Raw genomic sequence first — 19,643 nt, 5'->3', positions numbered from 1 at the left:
ATGAGCACCACCGCGGCGCCGGCCAAGAAAGACCTCTACGACCCGCTAGAGCTGTTCGCAACCGACCGCCTGCTCGACTCCGACGAACGGGACATCGCGGCCACGGTGCGCAAGTTCGTCGACACCCGGCTGCGGCCGAACATCGAGGACTGGTTCGAATCCGCCACGCTGCCAAAAGAACTCGGCAAGGAGTTCGGACAGCTGGGCTTGTTGGGCATGCACCTGCAGGGCTATGGGTGCGCCGGGACCAACGCGGTCAGCTACGGCCTGGCCTGCATGGAGCTCGAAGCCGGTGACAGCGGTTTCCGCAGCTTCGTGTCGGTGCAGGGTTCGCTGTCGATGTTCTCGATCTACCGCTACGGCTCCGACGAGCAGAAGAACGAGTGGCTTCCCCGGCTGGCAACCGGCGAGGCCATCGGGTGTTTCGGCCTGACCGAACCCGACTTCGGCTCCAACCCCGCCGGCATGCGCACGCGCGCGCGGCGCGACGGCGGCGACTGGGTGCTCGACGGCACCAAGATGTGGATCACCAACGGCAATCTCGCCGACGTGGCCACGGTGTGGGCGAGAACGGGCGACGGCAACAGGGATATCAGCGGTTTCCTGGTGCCCACGGATACCCCCGGGTTCACCGCTAACGTCATCCACAAAAAGCTGTCGCTGCGGGCCTCGGTGACCTCGGAACTGGTGCTGGACAACGTCCGGCTGCCCGCGTCCGCGCAACTGCCGGAAGCCACCAGCCTGGGTGCGCCGCTGTCCTGTCTCAACGAGGCACGGTTCGGCATCGTGTTCGGCGCCCTGGGGGCCGCACGCGACAGCCTGGAGACGGCGATCGCCTACGCCCGCGAACGGGAGGTTTTCGACCGTCCGTTGTCGAGTTTCCAGCTGACGCAAGAGAAGTTGGCCAACATGACCCTCGAACTCGGCAAGGGCATGTTGCTGGCCGTGCACCTGGGCCGGATGAAGGACGCCGAAGGCGCCCGGCCCGAGCAGATCAGCCTGGGCAAGCTCAACAACGTTCGCGAAGCACTGGCCATCGCCCGCGAATGTCGAACCCTGTTGGGCGGCAGCGGGATCACCCTTGAGTACTCTCCCCTGCGGCACGCCAACAACCTCGAGTCTGTACTGACCTACGAGGGCACCTCCGAGATGCACCTACTGTCGATCGGGCGGGCGCTGACCGGACAAGCGGCGTTCCGCTGAGATGACCGACGCGAAAGAACTCCGGCAACTGATCGCCGGCCAATGGTCTGCGGGCAGCGGTCAGCGGGTGGCCAGCGTAAACCCGACACGGCCGAGTGTGGTTGTCGCCGAAGGTAATAGCGCCACGGTGAACGATGTCGACTGTGCGGTCACCGCGGCGAGTGAAGCCGGTAAGGCCTGGGCCCGGACACCGATGCATCTTCGTGGCGCCGTTCTGCTCGAGGCTGCCGCGATAGTCGACAGCAATGCACTGCCCTGGGGCCTGGAACTGGCGACCGAGGAAGGCAAGACGAAAGCCGAGGGCGTCGGCGAGGTTCGGCGCGCCGCGCAGATCCTGCGTTACTACGGCAACGAGGGCGATCGGCAGGCCGGCGAGATCTTCGCCTCGCCACGGGCAGGTGAGCAGATCCTGGTGACTCGCAAGCCAATTGGCGTCGTCGCCGTCATCACCCCTTTCAACTTTCCGATCGCGATCCCGGCATGGAAGATCGCCCCCGCCTTGGTGTACGGCAACACCGTGGTGTGGAAGCCGGCCACCACAGTTCCGTTGCTGGCGCTCCGGCTGACGGAGGCACTGACTGCCGCGGGTCTACCCGCCGGTGTGCTGAACCTGGTGATCGGCGATTCTCCGATCGGCGAGGCACTGATCGGCCATGCGGGCATCGACGCGATCAGCTTCACCGGTTCGACGGCAGTGGGTCGAGATATCGCCGCCACCGCGGCAGCGCGCGGTGTGCCGGTGCAAGCCGAGATGGGCGGGAAGAATGCGGCGGTGGTGCTCGACGACGCGGACATCGGGCTGGCGCTGGACCAGGTGATGCTGGGGGCATTCCGGTCCGCAGGCCAAAAGTGCACGGCCACATCACGGTTGATCGTCACGGAGGGGATCGCTGAGCGATTCCTCGACCAACTCGCGACCCGGGCGCAAGCACTTGTGGTCGGCGATCCGACGGACGAGGCGACACAGATGGGGCCGGTCATCACCGGTGCCGCCCAGCGGAACATCTACGGCGGCCTCGGCTCCGCGATCAACGACGGCGTCGAGGTGCTGGCCGGCGGCCAGCCCTACTTCAAGGGACTGCTGGCCGAAGGCTTCTTCGTCGCACCCACCGTCGTCGAGGTAACCGGGCGCGCCGACATCTGGACCGAGGAGCTCTTCGGCCCCGTGCTGGCGGTGCGGCGTGCGGCCGATGCCGATGAGGCGTTCACGCTGGCCAATGACAGCGAATTCGGCTTGTCCGCAGCAGTTTTCACTCGGGACCTGGCCCGCGCGCTCGACGCCGTCGAGCACATCGACGTCGGGGTGCTGCACATCAATTCCGAGTCGGCGGGCGCTGATCCGCACGTCCCGTTCGGCGGGGCGAAGAAGAGCGGGCTCGGCCCCAAGGAGCAGGGCGGCGCGGCACGCGAGTTCTTCACCTACACCACAACGGTCTATCTGCGCGGCGGGTCTTGATCGCACGAGCTACGGTTCGACGGTGACCTTGATCGCCTCACCGCTCTTGACGATGCCGAACGCATCCAACACGTTGTCGAGCGAAATGCGGCGGGTGATCAGATCCTTGACCGGAACCTGCCCGGTGGAGATGTATTCCAGGGCTCGCTTGTTGTGCTCGGGCGCAGAGCCGTTGGCCCCGTGGATGTGCAACTGCCGGTAGTGCACCACGTTGGAGTCGCACGTGATCGTCGGGTTGGTCTTGGGCAGGCCGCCGAAGAACGAGATACGCCCGTTGCGCGCGGCCATCGCGATCGCCTGCTCCTGGGTGATGTTGGCCGCCGTGGCCGTGATGACCACGTCGGCCCCACGGCCGCCGGTCAGTTCCATGACCTTGGCCACGACGTCGACGTCGGCGGCATTGATGACCTCGTCGGGGTCGACGGCATCGGCCGACATCTTGAGCCTGCTGTCGTTGACATCCACGAGGTAGACCGGGCCGCATTTGTGCACACCGCGGGCGATCCGGATATGCATGCACCCGATCGGGCCGGCACCGAAGACGACGACGGTGTCACCCTCCTCGATACCTAGCAGTTCCTGGGCGTTGATGGCACACGCGAACGGCTCGGCGGCCGAAGCCTCATCGAAGCCGACGTTGTCCGGGATGCGGTTGAGACCGTCTACCACCAGCACCTGCTCGGGCACGATCATGTATTCGGCGAACCCGCCGTCGTACTGGTAGCCGACCGACGTCTGGTTCTGGCATACCGCCATCCAGCCCTTGCGGCATTCGTGACACTTCCCGCACGGCACAGCGGCGATCACCTGGACCCGGTCACCGACCTGCCAGGCGCTGCCGTACGTCGCGTTGACCTTCGTACCGACCTCGACAATCTCGCCGGCGATCTCGTGCCCGATCGTCCGCGGCGGGGTCAGGTTCTGGTGACCGTTGTAGAAGATCTTGACGTCGGTGCCGCACGTCGAGCAGTTGCGCACCCGGATCTTGACCTCGTCAGGACCGCAAGTGGGCTCGGGTACATCCTCGAGCCGAACATCCTCGGGGGCGTAGAAGCGCAGGGCTTTCATGGGGATCGTCCTTCCGAAGTTGCTCGGCGCAGCCGGTAATCCCGCACCATCTGGAGAACACCCTAGCGACAATTCGGGCATAAAGCCACAGATATTTCCGCCCGTTTATGACCGATTGCTTGCGCGAATGTCCGAATGTGGGGTTTACTGGTCGTCAGATGTGACCGGCATCACCTCATGATCGGAGGCCTCGAATTGTCCACCACCGAGACGAAGCCGCGGACCGGCGCCCGGGTTCACGTTCAGAAGCTGGGCACGTCGCTGTCGAACATGGTCATGCCCAACATCGGCGCGTTCATCGCCTGGGGCTTGATCACCGCACTGTTCATCAAGGCCGGGTGGCTGACCGGAATCTTCCCGGGACTGCGCGACCCGGGCGGCTGGGTGGCCAAGATCGGCGGCTGGGGCGACTTCGCCGCCGGCGGCATCGTCGCGCCGATGATCACCTACCTATTGCCCATCCTGATCGGAGCCACCGGCGGCCGGATGGTGTACGGGATCCGCGGCGGTGTCGTCGGCGCGATCGCGACCATGGGTGTCATCGCGGGCACCGACATCCCGATGTTCCTCGGTGCGATGATCATGGGCCCCCTCGGCGGTTGGGTGATGAAGAAGGTCGACGCCATCTGGGACGGCAAGGTGCGCCCCGGCTTCGAGATGCTCATCGACAACTTCTCGGCCGGCATCGTCGGTCTCATCCTGGCTACCTTCGGCTTCTTCGGCATCGGGCCGATCGTGTCAGGCTTCAGCCACGGCGCCGGCAGGGTCGTCGATTTCCTGGTCGCACACGATCTGCTGCCGCTGACGTCGATCTTCATCGAGCCGGCCAAGGTGCTGTTCCTCAACAACGCCATCAATCACGGAGTGCTGACGCCTCTCGGCACGACCCAGGCCCTGGCAACCGGCAAGTCCGTGTTGTTCCTGTTGGAAGCCAACCCAGGACCGGGGCTGGGAATCCTGCTGGCGTTCATGGCATTCGGTCGCGGTGCGGCAAAGGCGTCGGCGCCGGGTGCGGCGATCATCCAGTTCTTCGGCGGCATCCACGAGATCTACTTTCCGTACGTCCTGATGAAGCCCAAGTTGATCCTGGCCACGATCCTCGGTGGCATGACCGGCATCTTCATCAACGTGCTGTTCGGATCCGGTCTGCGTGCACCTGCCGCCCCCGGCTCGATCATCGCCGTCTACGCCCAGACCGCCACCGGCAGCTTCCTGGGCGTCACGCTGTCGGTATTCGGTGCGGCCGCAGTCTCGTTCGTGGTCGCATCGCTACTACTCAAGACCGACAAGTCCGACGATGAGGGGGACCTGGCCGCCGCGACCGCGGGGATGGAGGCCCTGAAGGGCAAAAAGTCCAGCGTGTCCTCGGCGCTCGTGGGTTCGGCCAGCCGCGGACCGGTCACCAACATCGTGTTTGCGTGCGACGCGGGCATGGGCTCTTCGGCGATGGGTGCTTCGGTGCTGCGCAAGAAGATCCAGGGTGCCGGGTTCACCGACGTCAAGGTCACCAACCAGGCGATCTCGAATCTCACCGACACCTACGGGCTGGTGGTCACCCACCAGGACCTCACCGACCGAGCCCGCCAGAAGACCCCGTCGGCCGTCCACGTCTCGGTGGAGAACTTCATGGCCGCACCGCAATACGACGAGATCGTGGACCTACTCGGCACCGCCAATGACACCAGCGGCGCCAAAGCCGCCGCCGAGGAGCCTGCCGAGGAAGCACCCGCCGGGGAGGTGCTCGGCGTCGAGTCGATCGTGCTGGCGGGCACCGCTACGACGCGGGACGCGGCGATCAGCGAGGCGGGTGACTTGTTGGTGACCTGCGGTGCTGTCGAACCGTCCTACGTCGACGCGATGCACGCGCGGGAAGGCTCGGTGTCCACGTATATGGGCAACGGCTTGGCCATCCCGCATGGGACCAACGAGGCCAAGGACGCCATCAGGCGCACCGGAATCTCGTTCGTGCGCTATGCCGAACCGATCGACTGGAATGGCAAACCGGCCGAGTTCGTCGTCGGCATCGCCGGCGCCGGTAAGGACCACATGGCGCTGCTGACCAAGATCGCCGGGGTTTTCCTGAACAAGGACGAAGTGGCGCGGCTGCGGGACGCCACGAGTGCCGAGGAGGTCCAGTCGGTGCTTGGTGGCACGGGCAGGTGAGAATACGCACGTGGATTCCGACACCCGTCAAGGCCGCATCGTCGAGTTCGCCCGCACCAGGGGGCGGGTCGAGGTAGCCGCACTGGCCGAGGAGCTCGACGTCGCGGCCGAGACGATCCGCCGCGACCTGAAGGTTCTTGCCAGTCGCAGAATGCTCAAGCGGACTCACGGCGGTGCCATCCCACTGGAGACCGCGGCATTCGAGTCGACAGTCGAGTACCGCAGTCAAGTGGACCTCGCCGAGAAGCACCGGATCGCGGGCTCCGCCACCGAACTGCTGCATGGGGCCGAAACGGTCTACTTGGACGAGGGTTTCACGCCGCGGCTGATCGCCGAGCGTCTCTCCGAACTGGAGCTGACGGTGGTGACCTCCTCACTGTTGGCCGCTGAGGCCCTGGCCCACAGCGAATCGGTGACCGTCCTGCTGCTTGGCGGACGGATGCGCGGCCGCACCCTGGCCACCGTGGATCATTGGGCGACCGACATGCTGGGCGGCCTCGTAATCGACATCGCTTTCCTTGGGACCAACGGCATTTCACCCGATCGTGGCCTCACCACCCCCGACCCTGCGGTGGCCGCGGTGAAGCACACCGCGGTCAAAGTCGCACGCCGCCGGGTCCTGGTGGCCGCGCACACGAAGTTCGGGGTCAGCAGCTTCTGCCGGTTCGCCGAAGTATCCGATTTCGACTCGATCGTGACGGGCGCAGAGTTGTCACTCGCCGAGGCACGCAGCTACGAAGCGATGGGGCCTTCGGTGGTCCGCGCCTAGCTCGACTCGCCCTGCGTGACCTCAGTGCACGCCCTCCATCAGGCGGCTGACCCGGGGCGCCAGCACCCACACCACCACGCCGACGGCGATGGCGACCGCACCGAGGATGCCGAAGTACGCGAACTCGCCGTCCGGGCTGTAGTAACCCGAGAGCACGCCAGACATCGCCGTGCCCAGGCCGACGGAGAAAAAGTACAGCGCCATCATCTGGGCCCGAAAAGCGTTAGGCGCCAACTGTGTAGTGACCGACAGGCCGATGGGTGACAACATCAGCTCCGAGACCGCGAAGACGCCCATGATCGCCACCACGGCAAGGGCGGGCACACTACGACCTGTCGTCCCGGCCATCGGCAGGAACAGCAGAAACGCGGCACCCATGCCGACAACGCCATAGGCGAACTTGCGCGGCGTGGTGGGCGCGCGCCGGCCCAGTTTGGTCCACATCGCCGCAAACAGCGGGGACAGCAGGATGATCCACACCGGTTCGATGGAGCCGATCCAGTTCGACGGGGCCCGCCATCCGAAGATGGACCAGTTCATCCGCTCGTCGGAGTAGACCGCCAGTACCGTGAAGATCTGTTGGAACAGCGACCAGAACACGGCGTTGGCGATGAACAGAGGGATGAATGCGCGCACTCGGGTGCGTTCCAGCGGCTCGACCCGCGAGCTGCTCAGCATCACCGCGAAATAGCCGATCGAGGCGACGATGAGGATTCCGGTGGTCACCTGCGAGAGGTTGGCCAGTGTGATCAGGCCGACGACGAACGCGACCACGGCGATAGCCAGGACTACCAACGCGATAGTGGCCGTTCGCCAGAACTCTTTGTGCGACAGCGGATTTGGAACCGTGCGCCCGTGGCCGCCAAGATTGCGCCGGAACACCACATACTGGGTCAGGCCCAGTGCCATCCCGATCGCGGCGGCGCCGAAGCCGTAATGGAATCCCACCTTGGTCTGCAAGAGGCCGGTGATCAGCGGGCCGACGAACGAGCCGAGGTTGATACCCAGATAGAACAGCGTGAACCCACCGTCACGGCGCGGATCGCCCTCGTCGTACAGCGTGCCCAACAGTGAGGATGCATTGGCTTTCAGCGCTCCGGATCCCAGCGCGATCAGCACCAAGCCGATGGCGACGCCGGCCAGTCCGGGCAGCACGGCCAGCGCGATGTGGCCGCACATGACCACCACCCCGCCGTACAAGACCGTTCGCTCCATACCGAGCAGCCGGTCGGCGACCCAACCACCCAGCACCGTGGACAGGTACACGAGGCCGCCGTACGCGCCGACGATGCCGGTCGCCGTGGCCTTGGGTAGGCCGAGACCGCCGTCGGTAAGCGAGTAGTACAGGTAGTACCCGAGGATGGTCAGCATTCCGTAGTAGGAGAAGCGCTCCCACAACTCGACGCCGAAGAGGTTGGCCAGCCCGACCGGATGCCCGAAGAATGTCTTCTGCGCGGGCGCGTTCTCGGTTGCTATCGCATCGGCCATGGCTTGCACGATGCCATATCGCTAACCGCAGTTCAGCGCTTCGACACCCGCGGGCCGACCACGCACTGAGACACCGGTGGGCTACGCACTGAGACACCGGTGGGCTACGCACTGAGACACCGGTGGGCTACGCCCACTGGCCCCAGGGGACGCTCCAGTCGCCGTTCTGCCACAGCTGTAGCGGCTTGCCGCCGGAGTTGCGGACCTCGACGACGTCGCCGGGCACCGAGAAGTTGTAGAACCACATCGCGTTGTCGCGGTTGAGGTTCAGGCAGCCATGGCTGGTATCGGTATTGCCCTGGGCCCACACGGTCGCGTCCAACTCGTGCAGATAAACACCGTCGGTACTGATGCGCACCGCGTAGTTGATCGACTCCTTGTATCCGAGATGGGAATTGATCGGAAGGCCGTACGTCGAGGAGTCCATGATCACCGGATTGCTCTTGTCCAGAACCGTGTAGATGCCTGGTTGCGTCCAGAAGCTCAGCGTCGTGTTGCCGACCTTGTCGGTACCGCCGCGGCCCATCGATGTGGGCATGGTGCGCACCAATTTTCCGCCGTCGAACACAGTCACCTGCTTGGTGGCGTCATCGGCGATGGACACGTGCGAGGCACCGATGTTGAACGACAACGGCGGCCCCGGCCCCGGAGTGACGGTGACGACGGTGCCCGGGTCGTAGTACTGCGGCGGCCGCCAATGCGCGGTGCGGTCGTCGACCCAGTGCCACGCACCCGTAACCCCTGTCGACGTGTCCACCTGCAGTGCCTGATCGGCCAGACCCTTGTCACCGACCGGACCATCGAAGTGCGCGACGATGACCGTGCCGATGCCGTAGGTCCCGCCGTTCTGCAGGGCCGCACCGGATGTGGTGGTGAACCGCACGTTGGGCAGAACATCATCAGCGTGTGCGACGGCAGCCGGAGCGGCCTGCAGTGCTATCAAGGCGACCACTACCGACAGCAGGACCCGTGCCCTGCGATTCATATCGCGCATTCACCACTCCACGATCGACGGACCAACCGATCGATCATGGTGGATCGGTGGGGATTTGGACAATTGCGATTAACCCGGCGTCGCTGAGGTCGGCGTCGTGGTGATCTGCGGGGTCGCCACCGATGGCGACGCTGACGGCTGGCCAGGTGACGTCCTCGTGGTCACGCCAGTCGTCATCGAGCCTGGCGCCGGTGCCGAAGTGGATCCGGGATCCGACAGCACCGACCCTGGTCCACCACGCTCGACCTGCGTCGCAGCGACCAACACACCGCCTGCGAGCGCGGCGTTGAACCCCACTGCTGCCGCAATCGTCGTCGAACGGGAACGTCGGCCTGCATCCATGTGTCACACCTCCGGTCGGTTGGAGCGTTTCTGCGACCGGGGTAGCCATATCGAGGACTCGGAAACCTTGTGCACTTGCTGCGCGATTCCTGAAAGCCGCCGATCGTCTCGGCGAACCGGCCTAACGACGCCGGCGCAGCACTCCCGCTGCCGCCAGCACCGTGGCGGTGAGCGTTTCCATGAGCGGGCTGTCGAGCTTCCAGCACTGCCAGAACAACGGAACATCCAGGTTCACATCGCAGACCTGGACGAAAGTACCGTCGGCGAGCGGCAGCGCGGCCGATTGTTCTGGGTACATCCCCCAGCCCAGTCCGGCTCGCACCGCCGCTCCGAAACCCTCCGAGGTTGGCACATAGTGCACGGCTCGTTCGATTTCACGACGAAACACTTTGCGTACCAACATATCCTGCAAGGCATCGTCGCGATTCCAAGCCAGTGACGGCGCTTCTGTCACCGCTTCGGCGGTGAAACCCTCTGGCAAATGGCGCTTCACATAGTCGGCGGCGGCAACTGGCAGGTACCGCATCACGCCCAGAGACCGCACCCGGCATCCCGGCACTGGTGTGCGCTCCGTGGTGACCGCACCCATCACCACGCCTTCGCGCAGCAGCCTGGCCGAGTGATCTTGGTCTTCGATATGGATATCGAACAACACGCCGGGAAGCCCTGCCAACACGTCCCCGAACCACGTCACCATCGAATCCGCGTTGACCGCCATCGCAATCCGCGGCCGCGGCACCGACCCGCCTCCGGCCATCTCGGCGATCGCCTCGGCCTCCAGCATCGCCGTCTGCGCCGCCAACCTCAACAGAGGTATGCCGGCTGCTGTTGGCACACATGGCTTTCCGCGAACAAGAAGCACCTGGCCCACGTGCTTTTCCAGCGCCTTGATTCGCTGGCTCACCGCCGACGGTGTCACGTGTAATTGATCGGCCGCAGCCTCGAAGCTGCCGAGTTCGACTATCGCGGCGAAGGCCGCGAGCTGACCCGCATCCAGCCGGGCCTCAGCGGGCCCGCTCAGTAGCAGGGGTCCGAACCGGGGGTGTAATAGGGGACCCCCTGTGGCGTGTAGCACGGCGGCTGACCGGTGGCCGCCTGCGCGGCAGCATCGTCGGCTGCCGCGACCGTGCCGGCCACCGCGACGTCACCCGCAACATTGGTGCAGCCGCCGACATCGACGTGCCGTCCGCCGACGTCGCCACACACGTCGGCCTGCGCGCCGGGCGCGATCGCCACCGGCACGATTGCCATTGCCATAGCGCTCAACAGCGCCGCTGCCAGCTTCTTCATGGTCACTACTTCCCGTCTCGAAACCGACTCATCGGCATTATCTCTGCTGATGATGGTCGGCGCGGCGTATTCGCCCGAGCGGGACGGCCAGGGATCATCTCAGCGAGTACCAAATCGGCAAGTGCTTGATGCCGCCGACGAACGTGGTGGCCGACAATTCTGGTTCGCCGGCCAGTTCGATGTCTTTGATCCGGGGCACGAGTTCGGTGAAGAAACTGTTCATTTCCATGCGGGCCAGCGCTGCACCCAGGCAGAAGTGCACGCCGTAGCCGAAGGACAGGTGTTTGTTGGGGTCGCGGCCGACGTCGAAGCGCATCGGGTCGTCGAAGACGTCTTCGTCGCGGTTGGCTGAAACGTAGGACAGCAGAACGGATTCACCTTTGGCGATGGGGACGCCGCGGACTTCGGTGTCGGCTTGGGCGGTGCGCATGAATTCCTTGACCGGGGTCACACAACGGATCATTTCTTCTACGGCGGTGCCCATCAGGCTCGGATCGTTTTGCAGCCGGCGCAATTCGGCGGGGTTGCGCACCAATTCCAGCAGCCCTCCGGCGATTCCGGCGCTGGTGGTGTCGTGGCCGGCACTGGCGACGATCACGTAGTAGGAGGCGGTGTCCATATCGGACAGTGGCTGGCCGTCGATGGTGGCGTTGGCGATCGCGGAGGTCAGGTCTTCGGTGGGGTGTTCGCGGCGCGAGGCGGTCAACGAGGCGAAGTAGGTGAAGAAATCCAGCAGCACCGCAAGCATGTCGTCGGTGGAGCCGCCGCGCTGCAATTCGGTGTCGTCGCCGCCGAAGAGTTCCTGGGTGAGTTTGAGCATGCGGGGGAAGTCCGATTCCGGCAGGCCCAGCAGGCTCAGGATCACATACAGCGGGTAGTTGACGGCGATCTCCTGGGCGAAGTCCACCTCAGAACCACGCTCGACCATCTGGCCGACATACATCTTGGCGAGTTCATCGCAGCGAGCCTTCAAGGCGCGCATGGCTTTTGGCCGGAACCAGTCCGCGCCGATCTTGCGCATGTCGCGGTGGTGCGGATCGTCCATGTGGATGAGCGTGCTCAGGCCGATACCGGCTTCCATCTGAGCGCGCAACGCGTCGTCAGCCGCGGCGATGGTCAGCAGAGGCCGCGGATCGTTGGTGAACAGGTCGTTCTGCCGCTCGATGTCCATGATGTCGGCGTGCTTGGTGATCGCCCAGAACGGCCGATAGCCCGGTGCCTCGACCCAGGACACCGGGGCGTGTGGGCGCAGATGCGCCAGCGCCCGGTGCAGTGCCGGCTCGTCGGTGTACGACGGCGGTTGGGCCAGCAGCCGCGCCGCGTCATCCATGATCCGTGTGCCCATCGGTCACTCCTTGCGCCGGCGAGTAATCTGGAACGATCGCGTTCTAGATTATGGCGTGCACCACAGATGGGTCAAGATGGCGTCGTGACTGTCGAGGGCCGGACCTACGGCGGGCTTAGCTCCCAACAGCGCTCCCAAGAGCGCCGCGCGCGCCTGCTGGACGCAGCGCGCGCGCTGATCGCCGACATAGGACTCGGGCCGCTGACCGTAGACCTGGTGTGCCAGCGGGCGAAGCTGAGCAAGCGGTACTTCTACACCGAGTTCGCCACCAAGGACGACCTGCTCGATGCTTGCGCCGACGACCTGTACACCCGACTGCAAGCCGACATGGAGAAGGTGCTGACGACCACTCCACTGGCCGACCGGGTCAACGAAGTGCTGCGCACCGTCGTGCATGCACTCGCCTCCAGCACCGCCGACGCGCGCCTCTACATGGAATCGCCCGGATTCCCCCGGCTGCGGCAACGCCAACAACGCGCGGTCGGCGTGTTCACCGAGCGGATGGCCGCCGACGCCATGCCCTTCACCGGTCCCCCGCGGCCATCGGTCGACCGGGTGTTGGGGACGCGCGCTCTGGTCGCCGGAACGACCGAACTCATCATCGCCTGGCTGCACGGTGACGTCGACACCGACGAAGACGGGCTGGTCGCCACGGTGACAGCCATCGCCCTGGGGGCGGCCGAGGCGATCTGACGGGTTCTCGCCTGCGTCCGAGCATGGGCGGAACTCGCGCCTGATCTGGTTGACGTCGCGCACTGAGCAGCCACCGGCATACGGTAGCCGCGTTGTACTCGATTTGTGATCTGCATCACCTATACTTCGAATGATGAGCCAGGTCACAACGAGGGGTGTTCGATGATCGGCATGGAACGTTCGAGAAGGTCGGCCGTCTCGCTTCCGTCTGCGGCGATCAATCCGCACCGGGGCCTGATGGGTTTCCTGATGGTCGTCATCTTCATAGCCGGCGTGGTCGGTGTCGTGGTCGCGCTGTCGATGGGTCATGCGGCGTTCGTGCTGAGCATCGTGCTCATCGCGTTCGGGCTGATCGCCGCGGCCGCTATCTGCTAGCCAGCCCACCTCTGCACCCGGCTGAGGCTGCCGGGTCGCCCGTTCGCGCGCCGACACCGATGTTGCAGAATCGCGTGATTGGCATCCAAGGCTCGAACTGACAGAGTTGATTGCTTGACCAGCAAACCGAATCAGTCGGCCAATGAGCTCGTTCCTGTGGGCACTCCCATTGACCTGGACAATTGCGCACGCGAGCCCATCCACATCCCGGGCAGCATTCAACCGCGCGGCGTGCTCGCAGTCCTGCGTGAGCCCGACTTTGAGGTGCGCTCGGTCAGCGCCAACGTCAGCAAACTGCTCGGCAAAGAGGTCGACGCGGTCCTGGGTCGGCCTCTCTCGACGCTCATCGGCGCCGAACCAGCTGCCCAGATCCAGCAGGCGGCCTTGACGTTCGGCGACCTGCGCCAAAGAAATCCGCTGGAGTGTGCAATCGACGTCGCCGGACAGTCGCGGGTGTTCGACGCCATCCTCCACCGCGAGCCCGACGGCACGCTCCTGGTCGAGTTGGAGATCGCCTACGGCGAGCGCCCTTTCTCGTTCCCGAACACTTACCTGGCGGTGCGCAGTTCGGTGGAGGAACTGAACCGCGCGTCCACGCTCACCGAGCTGTACGACACGGCCGCACGCGCCGTCCGCCAGCTCACCGGCTTCGACCGGGTAATGGTGTATCGCTACGACGAGCAGTACAACGGGGAGGTCGTCGCCGAAGCCAAGCGTGAGGACCTGAATTCCTTTCTGGGACTGCACTACCCGTCCACCGATATACCCGTTCAGGCGCGCAAGCTGTACGAGAGGAACTGGATCCGGCTCATCTCCGACGTGGACTATGCGCCCGTCCCGATCCTGCCTGCCGTCGACCCCGGCAGCGGCACACCGCTGGACCTGACCTACGCCACGCTGCGCAGCGTCTCGCCCATCCACGTCGAGTACCTGCAGAACATGGGCGTGCACGCATCGATGTCGATTTCCCTGCTGCGGCAGGGGCGGCTGTGGGGCCTCATCGCCTGCCACCACTACGCCGGTCCCCACCTGCCGCCGTTCGGCACGCGGGCGGCAGCCGAGTTCCTCGGCTCGACGCTGTCGCTGCGACTCGTCGACCGGTTCGAGGACGACAAGCTTCAGAAGCGGTTGGAAACGCAGGCCGTCCTCGCCAAGCTGATTGCCGCCGTGCTCGACGACAGCCGCCCGCTGACGTCCGCACTGCTGGGAGCACCCGACCTCCTCGACCTCGTGCCCGCCGACAGCATGGTGGTCAAGCTGCAGGATGAGACCCGGGTTCGCGGTCCGGTACCCCCGCCCGAAGTGGTCTCGGCAGTCGCGGCGTGGGCGCTCGACACCGGTGACGAGATCGCCGGCGTCGACTCCCTAAGCGACGGACTGCCGCACATCGATCTCGACCCTCAGATCGCCGCAGGCGCCTTGGCGCTGAACCTGCCCGACGGGCAATACGCCATCTGGTTCAGGCGCGAAGCACTGCGCTCGGTGGATTGGGGCGGGGATCCGCACAACAAGGCGATCGCGGTCACAGAGGGCAACGAGACGCGGCTCAGTCCGCGGAAGTCGTTCGAGCGGTGGCGCGAGGAAGTCCGAGGGTGCAGCGAACCATGGACCGCGAACGAGACCGAGGCCGCCGAGGCGCTGCGACACCATCTGGTCGAAGCCCTGTACCGCCGAACGCAGGGTGCGTTGCGGGTAGCCGAGACTCTGCAGCGGAGCCTTCTTCCCCTGACGTTGCCCACCCTGTCCGACTGGCAGTTGGCCGCATACTACGAGCCGGCCTCCGGCGGTCGCGTGGGCGGCGATTGGTACGACGCATTCGAACTGCGTGACGGCCGGCTGGTCGTCTTGCTCGGCGACGTAGCGGGACACGGCATTACGGCGGCAGGGACCATGGCGCAGATGCGTAATGTGCTACGCGCACAGCTGTTCTCGGGTGCCGGCCCGGCTCAGGCGCTGGCCGAGCTCAACGACTTCTGCCTGCACTTGATGCCCAAGACATTCGCCACTGTCCTGGCCGCACGGGTCGACCTCTCTTCCGGCTACGTCGAAGTGGGCTGCGCCGGTCACTTGATCCCTTACTTGACGCAACCCGGGGCGGCGGCAGCACAACTGCCCGTGCGGCTTTCCCCACCGGTTGGCGTCCGCAATGTCACGTACACCCCGAGCGCGTTCACCATCGAGCCGGGCCAGGGCGTGACCATGTTCTCCGACGGCCTGGTTGAACATCGTGGCGAATCGCTCGACGGCGGCATAGCCAGGCTGGGTCGGATACTGAGCGGAGACATGGTGGACGCCGACCCGTCGTCGATCGCGACGGCGATGGCGACGGGTGGCGCCGACGACGACGTCACCATCGTGACGTTGCGCCGCGCCTGAGGCCGGTGGCATTCAATACCCACGAACCAGTGCCATTAGCGCCGCTTATCTATATGAAGTTTATTTAGCTGGACTGTTTCAACCGCGATGCCTACCTTCGATTTCGTGACCTCTCCCCTGCTCGTCGGATTTCTGACCTCCTTCACCCTGATCGCCGCGATCGGCGCGCAGAACGCGTTCGTGCTGCGTCAGGGCATCCGAGGAGAACACGTCCTCGTCGTGGTCAGCGTGTGCGCGGTCTCCGATCTGTTGCTGATCACCGCAGGCATCGCCGGCATCGGCGCGCTCATCACCGCCCACCCCCAAACGGTCACCATCGCCAAGATCGGCGGGGCGGCGTTCCTCTTCGTCTACGGCGCGCTGGCGGCCCGGCGGGCCGTGCGACCGTCGAGCATGGCACCCACCCAGGACGGCTCCGCACGCCTGATCTCCGTCGTGTTGACGTGCCTGGCCATGACCTTTCTCAACCCCCACGTGTATCTCGACACCGTGGTGTTGCTCGGAACCCTGGCCAACCAGTACGCCGACAGCCGGTGGTTGTTCGGCATCGGCGCGGTGACCGCGAGCGTGGTCTGGTTCTTCAGCCTGGGCTTCGCCGCACGCCGGCTGGCGGGCCTGTTCGCCACCCCGCTGACGTGGCGCATTCTCGACGGCCTGATCGCGGTCACCATGATTGCGCTCGGCATCTCGCTGGTCGTGAGCTAATCTCGCGCCGTGAGGGCGCAGTGGACAAGGCGAGGGTTCCTGGGAGCCGCGGGCGCGGCGGGTGCGCTGGTTGCTGCCGCATGTTCATCGGACGGCTCCGGCGGCGACGCCACTCAGAAAACGGTGACCGTCAAGCACATCTTCGGCGAGACCACCATCCCGGCGCCGCCCAAGCGCGTCGTCAGCGCCGGTTTCACCGAACAGGATGACCTCCTCGCGGTGGGCGTCGTCCCGATCGCCGTCACCACCTGGTTCGGTGACCAACCGTTCGGCGTATGGCCGTGGGCGCTGCCCAAACTTGGGTCAGCCCAACCGGCAGTTCTCAACCTGGACAACGGAATTCAGGTCGACCAGATCGCCGCACTCAAGCCCGATCTGATCGTCGCGGTCAACGCCGGCCTGGACGCCGACACCTACAAGAAACTGGCCGCGATCGCGCCGACGATCGCGCAGAGCGGTACCGACGCATTTTTCGAGCCGTGGAAAGACCAGGCCAACGCCGTGGGCACCGCGGTGTTCCAGGGCAAGCAGATGCAGCAGCTGATCTCGGCCGTCGACGACAAGTTCGCCACCGTGGCGAAGAACAACCCTTCATTCAAAGACAAGAAAGCGCTACTGCTGGCCGGCAGCTTCTTCGGCGGCACCCTGACCGCGACGCGGCCCGGCTGGCGCACCGACTTCCTCACCGCGATGGGCTTTCAGGTACCTGACAGCCTTTCGTCCTACGCCGTCGACGACAACCAAGCAGCGATTCCGCACGACAAACTCGCCGACGTCCTCGACTCCGCCGACGTGTTGATCTGGTGCACGGAGAGCGACGCCGATCAGGCCGCGCTGCTTGCCGATCCGGCCGTTGCCGCACTGGCTACCACCGCATCCAACCGCAACGTTTTCACGGGCAAGGACCTCGCCGGGGCGATCGCGTTCGCCTCGCCGCTGTCGTACCCGGTGGTGGCCGACCAGCTGCCGCCGCTGATTTCACACGCGCTGAGCTGACCGACCGTGCTTGGATAGCACCGTGACAAGCAGCCAGGACACCGCGCGCGCAGCCGCCCCGACCCCCGGATTCGCCCAAGTCGGCTCTCGATATTATCCGGCCTTCGTCTCGGTGTTCACCGCGCTGGTGATCATCTCCAACGTCACCGCCACCAAAGGCGTGGCGTTCGGGCCCATCATCGGGAACTGGTCGATCATCACCGACGGCGGTTTCATCGTTTTCCCGCTCACGTATGTGATCGGCGACGTGCTCTCCGAGGTGTACGGGTTCAAGGCCGCGCGACGGGCGATCATCCTCGGCTTCGCGATGAACATCCTGGCCGCGCTGGCGTTCTGGGTCACGATTTACCTGCCATCGGCCGACTTCTACACCAACCAAGAACATTTCGAGAACATCGTCCACGCTTACACCCAGCTGATCGTGGCGGGTCTGGCCGGCTTCATCGTCGGCCAGACCATCAATGCCTGGACCGTCGTGAAGATCAAGGAGCGCACCAAGGAGAAGCACCTGTGGGCGCGGCTGGTCGGCTCGACCTTCGCCGGCCAACTCGGTGACACCCTGGTGTTCTGCAGCATCGCCGCCGGCGCCATCGGCATCAACACCTTCCGCGACTTCGTCACCTATACCGCACTGGGGTGGGTCTACAAGACCGGCGTCGAAGTGGTCATGCTGCCGATCACCTATCGGGTGATCGCGTACATCAAGCGCCACGAGCCGACATACACCGAGATGGTCTGACGCACTCGATAAATATGAGATGCCTGGCGCACCTGTGGCAGTGCTCGAAAGCGGGCACAATCGACCCGTCGGCGGGCCTACCGTCGATGAATGAGTGTGGCGACAGATCTCATGGTGCCCAACACAATCCGTGATTACGGCGACAAGGCGCTGCTGCTGGAATGCGAGTCGACCGAGCAGGTGCTGGCGTTGACCACGACCCTGCGCAACGCTGAACTGCCCGGCGTCCTCGATATCGTGCCGGCAGCCCGCACCGTTCTGATGAAACTCGCCGATCCCGGATACCAAGCCGCTACCCGGCAACGGCTCCAGCAGGTGCCCATCGATCCCACTGACCAGGCAGGCCGGCCGGACGCCGACGTCGTGGTGATCGACGTCGTCTACGACGGCCCCGATCTCGCCGACGTCGCCGCACACACCGGCATGGATGCCAGTGGAGTGATCCAGGCGCACACCGCAACACCATGGCGGGTCGGATTCGGTGGATTCGCACCAGGTTTCGCCTATCTGGTGGGTGGCGATCCCCGGCTGGTGGTACCCCGGCGCAGCGATCCACGAACCGCAGTCCCGGCCGGATCAGTCGGGCTGGCCGGCGAATTCAGCGGTATCTACCCGCGCCGGTCGCCCGGCGGGTGGCAGCTGATCGGGCACACCGACGCGGTGCTGTGGGATATCGACCGGCCCCAGCCCGCGCTGCTGGAGCCGGGCATGTGGGTGCGGTTCCAAGCCGTCACCGGGCGTTCGGCGTGACCACGCTCGAAGTGCTGCGGACCGGACCGTTGGCGCTGCTCGAAGATCTAGGCAGGCCGGGCCTGGCGCACGTCGGGGTGACGCGGTCCGGGGCCGCCGACCGCCGCGCACACCGGCTGGCCAACCGCCTCGTGGCCAACCCCGATGACCGCGCGACCGTCGAGATCACCCTGGGTGGATTTGCCGCCCGAGTGCACGGCGGCGATGTGGACGTGGCCGTGACGGGCGCCGACACTGATCCCGCGGTAAGCGGAGTTCCCTTTGGCAACAACAGTATTCACCGTGCTCGCGCCGGAGAAGTGATATCGCTCGGTGCGCCGCATGCCGGGCTGCGCAGCTACCTCGCGGTGCGCGGCGGGATCGCCGTCGACCCGGTGCTGGGCTCGCGAAGTTACGACACGCTGTCGGCCATCGGGCCCCGCCCGCTGCGCGCCGGCGACATCCTGCCGGTGGGCAGGCATGCCGAGGGCTATCCCGAACTCGACCAGGCCCCGGTTGCCGCGATCGCCGACGATCTGCTCGAGCTGCGCGTGGTGCCCGGCCCGCGCGACGACTGGTTCACCGACCCGGAGGCCCTCGTGCACACCGACTGGGTGGCCACCGATCGCAGCGACCGGGTCGGCATGCGGCTGGCCGGGCGGCCACTGACCTACCGGTGGCCCGACCGCCAGCTACCCAGCGAGGGCACCACCCGCGGCGCCATCCAGGTGCCGCCCAACGGCCATCCGGTGATCCTGGGCCCCGACCACCCGGTCACGGGTGGTTATCCCGTCATCGGCGTGGTCACCGACGCCGACACCGACACCGTGGCCCAGATCCGGCCCGGCCAGACAGTGCGACTGCATTGGACCCGACCTCGTATCCCAGCGGGGAGCTCCACGGGCTGGTAGA

General features: G+C 65.5%; 18 protein-coding genes and 1 pseudogene. 12 read left to right on the top strand and 7 right to left on the bottom strand.

Translation table 11 applies throughout. The features are described 5' to 3' along the window. Entirely contained in the window at positions 1-1,203 is a 1,203-nt protein-coding gene (locus tag CG716_RS06580) for an acyl-CoA dehydrogenase family protein (protein WP_094477641.1), read from the top strand. 1 nt (position 1,204) lies between these two features. Then, positions 1,205-2,659: an aldehyde dehydrogenase family protein gene (locus CG716_RS06575; protein ID WP_094477639.1), complete on the top strand. Its 1,455-nt coding sequence runs from the start codon at positions 1,205-1,207 to the stop codon at positions 2,657-2,659. 9 nt (positions 2,660-2,668) lie between these two features. On the opposite strand, the gene CG716_RS06570 is transcribed toward CG716_RS06575, so the two are convergent. Next, the gene (locus CG716_RS06570; RefSeq protein ID WP_094477638.1) at positions 2,669-3,727 is read right to left on the bottom strand and encodes a zinc-dependent dehydrogenase; all 1,059 of its coding nucleotides are present in this window, start codon (positions 3,725-3,727) and stop codon (positions 2,669-2,671) included. A 177-nt stretch (positions 3,728-3,904) separates the two neighbouring features. Here CG716_RS06570 and CG716_RS06565 point away from each other — a divergent pair, with 177 nt between their 5' ends. Both CG716_RS06565 and CG716_RS06560 read left to right on the top strand, forming a co-directional pair. Continuing rightward, positions 3,905-5,890, top strand: coding sequence for a PTS mannitol transporter subunit IICBA (locus tag CG716_RS06565; protein ID WP_094477636.1), 1,986 nt, complete (start codon positions 3,905-3,907; stop codon positions 5,888-5,890). Between the two features lie 10 nt (positions 5,891-5,900). Continuing rightward, positions 5,901-6,659: a DeoR/GlpR family DNA-binding transcription regulator gene (locus CG716_RS06560; RefSeq protein WP_094477634.1), complete on the top strand. Its 759-nt coding sequence runs from the start codon at positions 5,901-5,903 to the stop codon at positions 6,657-6,659. 21 nt (positions 6,660-6,680) lie between these two features. On the opposite strand, the gene CG716_RS06555 is transcribed toward CG716_RS06560, so the two are convergent. The 6 genes and pseudogenes from CG716_RS06555 to CG716_RS06530 form a co-directional block, all read right to left on the bottom strand. After that, entirely contained in the window at positions 6,681-8,147 is a 1,467-nt protein-coding gene (locus tag CG716_RS06555; RefSeq protein ID WP_094477892.1) for a peptide MFS transporter, read from the bottom strand. A 127-nt stretch (positions 8,148-8,274) separates the two neighbouring features. Then, positions 8,275-9,024: pseudogene (locus CG716_RS06550) on the bottom strand (L,D-transpeptidase); the annotation flags it as partial. A gap of 186 nt (positions 9,025-9,210) precedes the next feature. Then, on the bottom strand, positions 9,211-9,483 hold the full coding sequence (locus CG716_RS06545; RefSeq protein ID WP_133066879.1) for a hypothetical protein: 273 nt from the start codon (positions 9,481-9,483) through the stop codon (positions 9,211-9,213). A gap of 121 nt (positions 9,484-9,604) precedes the next feature. Continuing rightward, on the bottom strand, positions 9,605-10,504 hold the full coding sequence (locus CG716_RS06540; RefSeq protein ID WP_234817740.1) for a LysR family transcriptional regulator ArgP: 900 nt from the start codon (positions 10,502-10,504) through the stop codon (positions 9,605-9,607). Next, positions 10,501-10,773 (bottom strand): hypothetical protein, encoded by a 273-nt coding sequence (locus CG716_RS06535; protein ID WP_094477890.1) that lies wholly within the window; start codon positions 10,771-10,773, stop codon positions 10,501-10,503. The genes CG716_RS06540 and CG716_RS06535 overlap by 4 nt, the downstream gene beginning before the upstream one ends. Positions 10,774-10,867: 94 nt before the next feature. Then, on the bottom strand, positions 10,868-12,118 hold the full coding sequence (locus CG716_RS06530; RefSeq protein ID WP_094477626.1) for a cytochrome P450: 1,251 nt from the start codon (positions 12,116-12,118) through the stop codon (positions 10,868-10,870). A gap of 84 nt (positions 12,119-12,202) precedes the next feature. Between CG716_RS06530 and CG716_RS06525 the strand changes: the two genes are divergently transcribed. The 8 genes from CG716_RS06525 (at position 12,203) to CG716_RS06490 (ending at position 19,642) form a co-directional block, all read left to right on the top strand. Then, entirely contained in the window at positions 12,203-12,811 is a 609-nt protein-coding gene (locus tag CG716_RS06525) for a TetR/AcrR family transcriptional regulator (RefSeq protein WP_165774042.1), read from the top strand. A gap of 162 nt (positions 12,812-12,973) precedes the next feature. Beyond that, positions 12,974-13,186 carry a hypothetical protein gene (locus CG716_RS06520; protein WP_094477624.1) on the top strand — a complete coding sequence of 71 codons (213 nt, stop codon included), beginning with the start codon at positions 12,974-12,976 and terminating at the stop codon, positions 13,184-13,186. A gap of 156 nt (positions 13,187-13,342) precedes the next feature. Next, positions 13,343-15,562 (top strand): SpoIIE family protein phosphatase, encoded by a 2,220-nt coding sequence (locus tag CG716_RS06515; RefSeq protein WP_337360767.1) that lies wholly within the window; start codon positions 13,343-13,345, stop codon positions 15,560-15,562. Between the two features lie 105 nt (positions 15,563-15,667). Beyond that, positions 15,668-16,267 (top strand): LysE/ArgO family amino acid transporter, encoded by a 600-nt coding sequence (locus tag CG716_RS06510; protein ID WP_094477886.1) that lies wholly within the window; start codon positions 15,668-15,670, stop codon positions 16,265-16,267. Positions 16,268-16,276: 9 nt separating this feature from the next. After that, positions 16,277-17,263 carry an ABC transporter substrate-binding protein gene (locus CG716_RS06505; protein WP_094477620.1) on the top strand — a complete coding sequence of 329 codons (987 nt, stop codon included), beginning with the start codon at positions 16,277-16,279 and terminating at the stop codon, positions 17,261-17,263. Between the two features lie 22 nt (positions 17,264-17,285). Continuing rightward, positions 17,286-18,002, top strand: coding sequence for a queuosine precursor transporter (locus tag CG716_RS06500; RefSeq protein ID WP_094477618.1), 717 nt, complete (start codon positions 17,286-17,288; stop codon positions 18,000-18,002). 90 nt (positions 18,003-18,092) lie between these two features. Next, positions 18,093-18,752: a 5-oxoprolinase subunit B family protein gene (locus tag CG716_RS06495; protein WP_094477616.1), complete on the top strand. Its 660-nt coding sequence runs from the start codon at positions 18,093-18,095 to the stop codon at positions 18,750-18,752. After that, positions 18,749-19,642: a 5-oxoprolinase/urea amidolyase family protein gene (locus CG716_RS06490; RefSeq protein WP_094477884.1), complete on the top strand. Its 894-nt coding sequence runs from the start codon at positions 18,749-18,751 to the stop codon at positions 19,640-19,642. The genes CG716_RS06495 and CG716_RS06490 overlap by 4 nt, the downstream gene beginning before the upstream one ends. Position 19,643 lies beyond the last annotated feature (1 nt).

The sequence above is a fragment of the Mycolicibacterium sphagni genome (assembly GCF_002250655.1).
Taxonomy (GTDB): domain Bacteria; phylum Actinomycetota; class Actinomycetes; order Mycobacteriales; family Mycobacteriaceae; genus Mycobacterium; species Mycobacterium sphagni.
This window is presented reverse-complemented; position numbering and strand designations above follow the sequence as displayed.

Coding starts and splice junctions, on each gene's coding strand:
- CG716_RS06580 (WP_094477641.1), top strand. CDS start 1: ATGAGCACCACCGCGGCGCCGGCCAAGAAAGACCTCTACGACCCGCTA.
- CG716_RS06575 (WP_094477639.1), top strand. CDS start 1,205: ATGACCGACGCGAAAGAACTCCGGCAACTGATCGCCGGCCAATGGTCT.
- CG716_RS06570 (WP_094477638.1), bottom strand. CDS start 3,727: ATGAAAGCCCTGCGCTTCTACGCCCCCGAGGATGTTCGGCTCGAGGAT.
- CG716_RS06565 (WP_094477636.1), top strand. CDS start 3,905: ATGATCGGAGGCCTCGAATTGTCCACCACCGAGACGAAGCCGCGGACC.
- CG716_RS06555 (WP_094477892.1), bottom strand. CDS start 8,147: ATGGCCGATGCGATAGCAACCGAGAACGCGCCCGCGCAGAAGACATTC.
- CG716_RS06545 (WP_133066879.1), bottom strand. CDS start 9,483: ATGGATGCAGGCCGACGTTCCCGTTCGACGACGATTGCGGCAGCAGTG.
- CG716_RS06535 (WP_094477890.1), bottom strand. CDS start 10,773: ATGAAGAAGCTGGCAGCGGCGCTGTTGAGCGCTATGGCAATGGCAATC.
- CG716_RS06530 (WP_094477626.1), bottom strand. CDS start 12,118: ATGGGCACACGGATCATGGATGACGCGGCGCGGCTGCTGGCCCAACCG.
- CG716_RS06520 (WP_094477624.1), top strand. CDS start 12,974: ATGATCGGCATGGAACGTTCGAGAAGGTCGGCCGTCTCGCTTCCGTCT.
- CG716_RS06495 (WP_094477616.1), top strand. CDS start 18,093: ATGAGTGTGGCGACAGATCTCATGGTGCCCAACACAATCCGTGATTAC.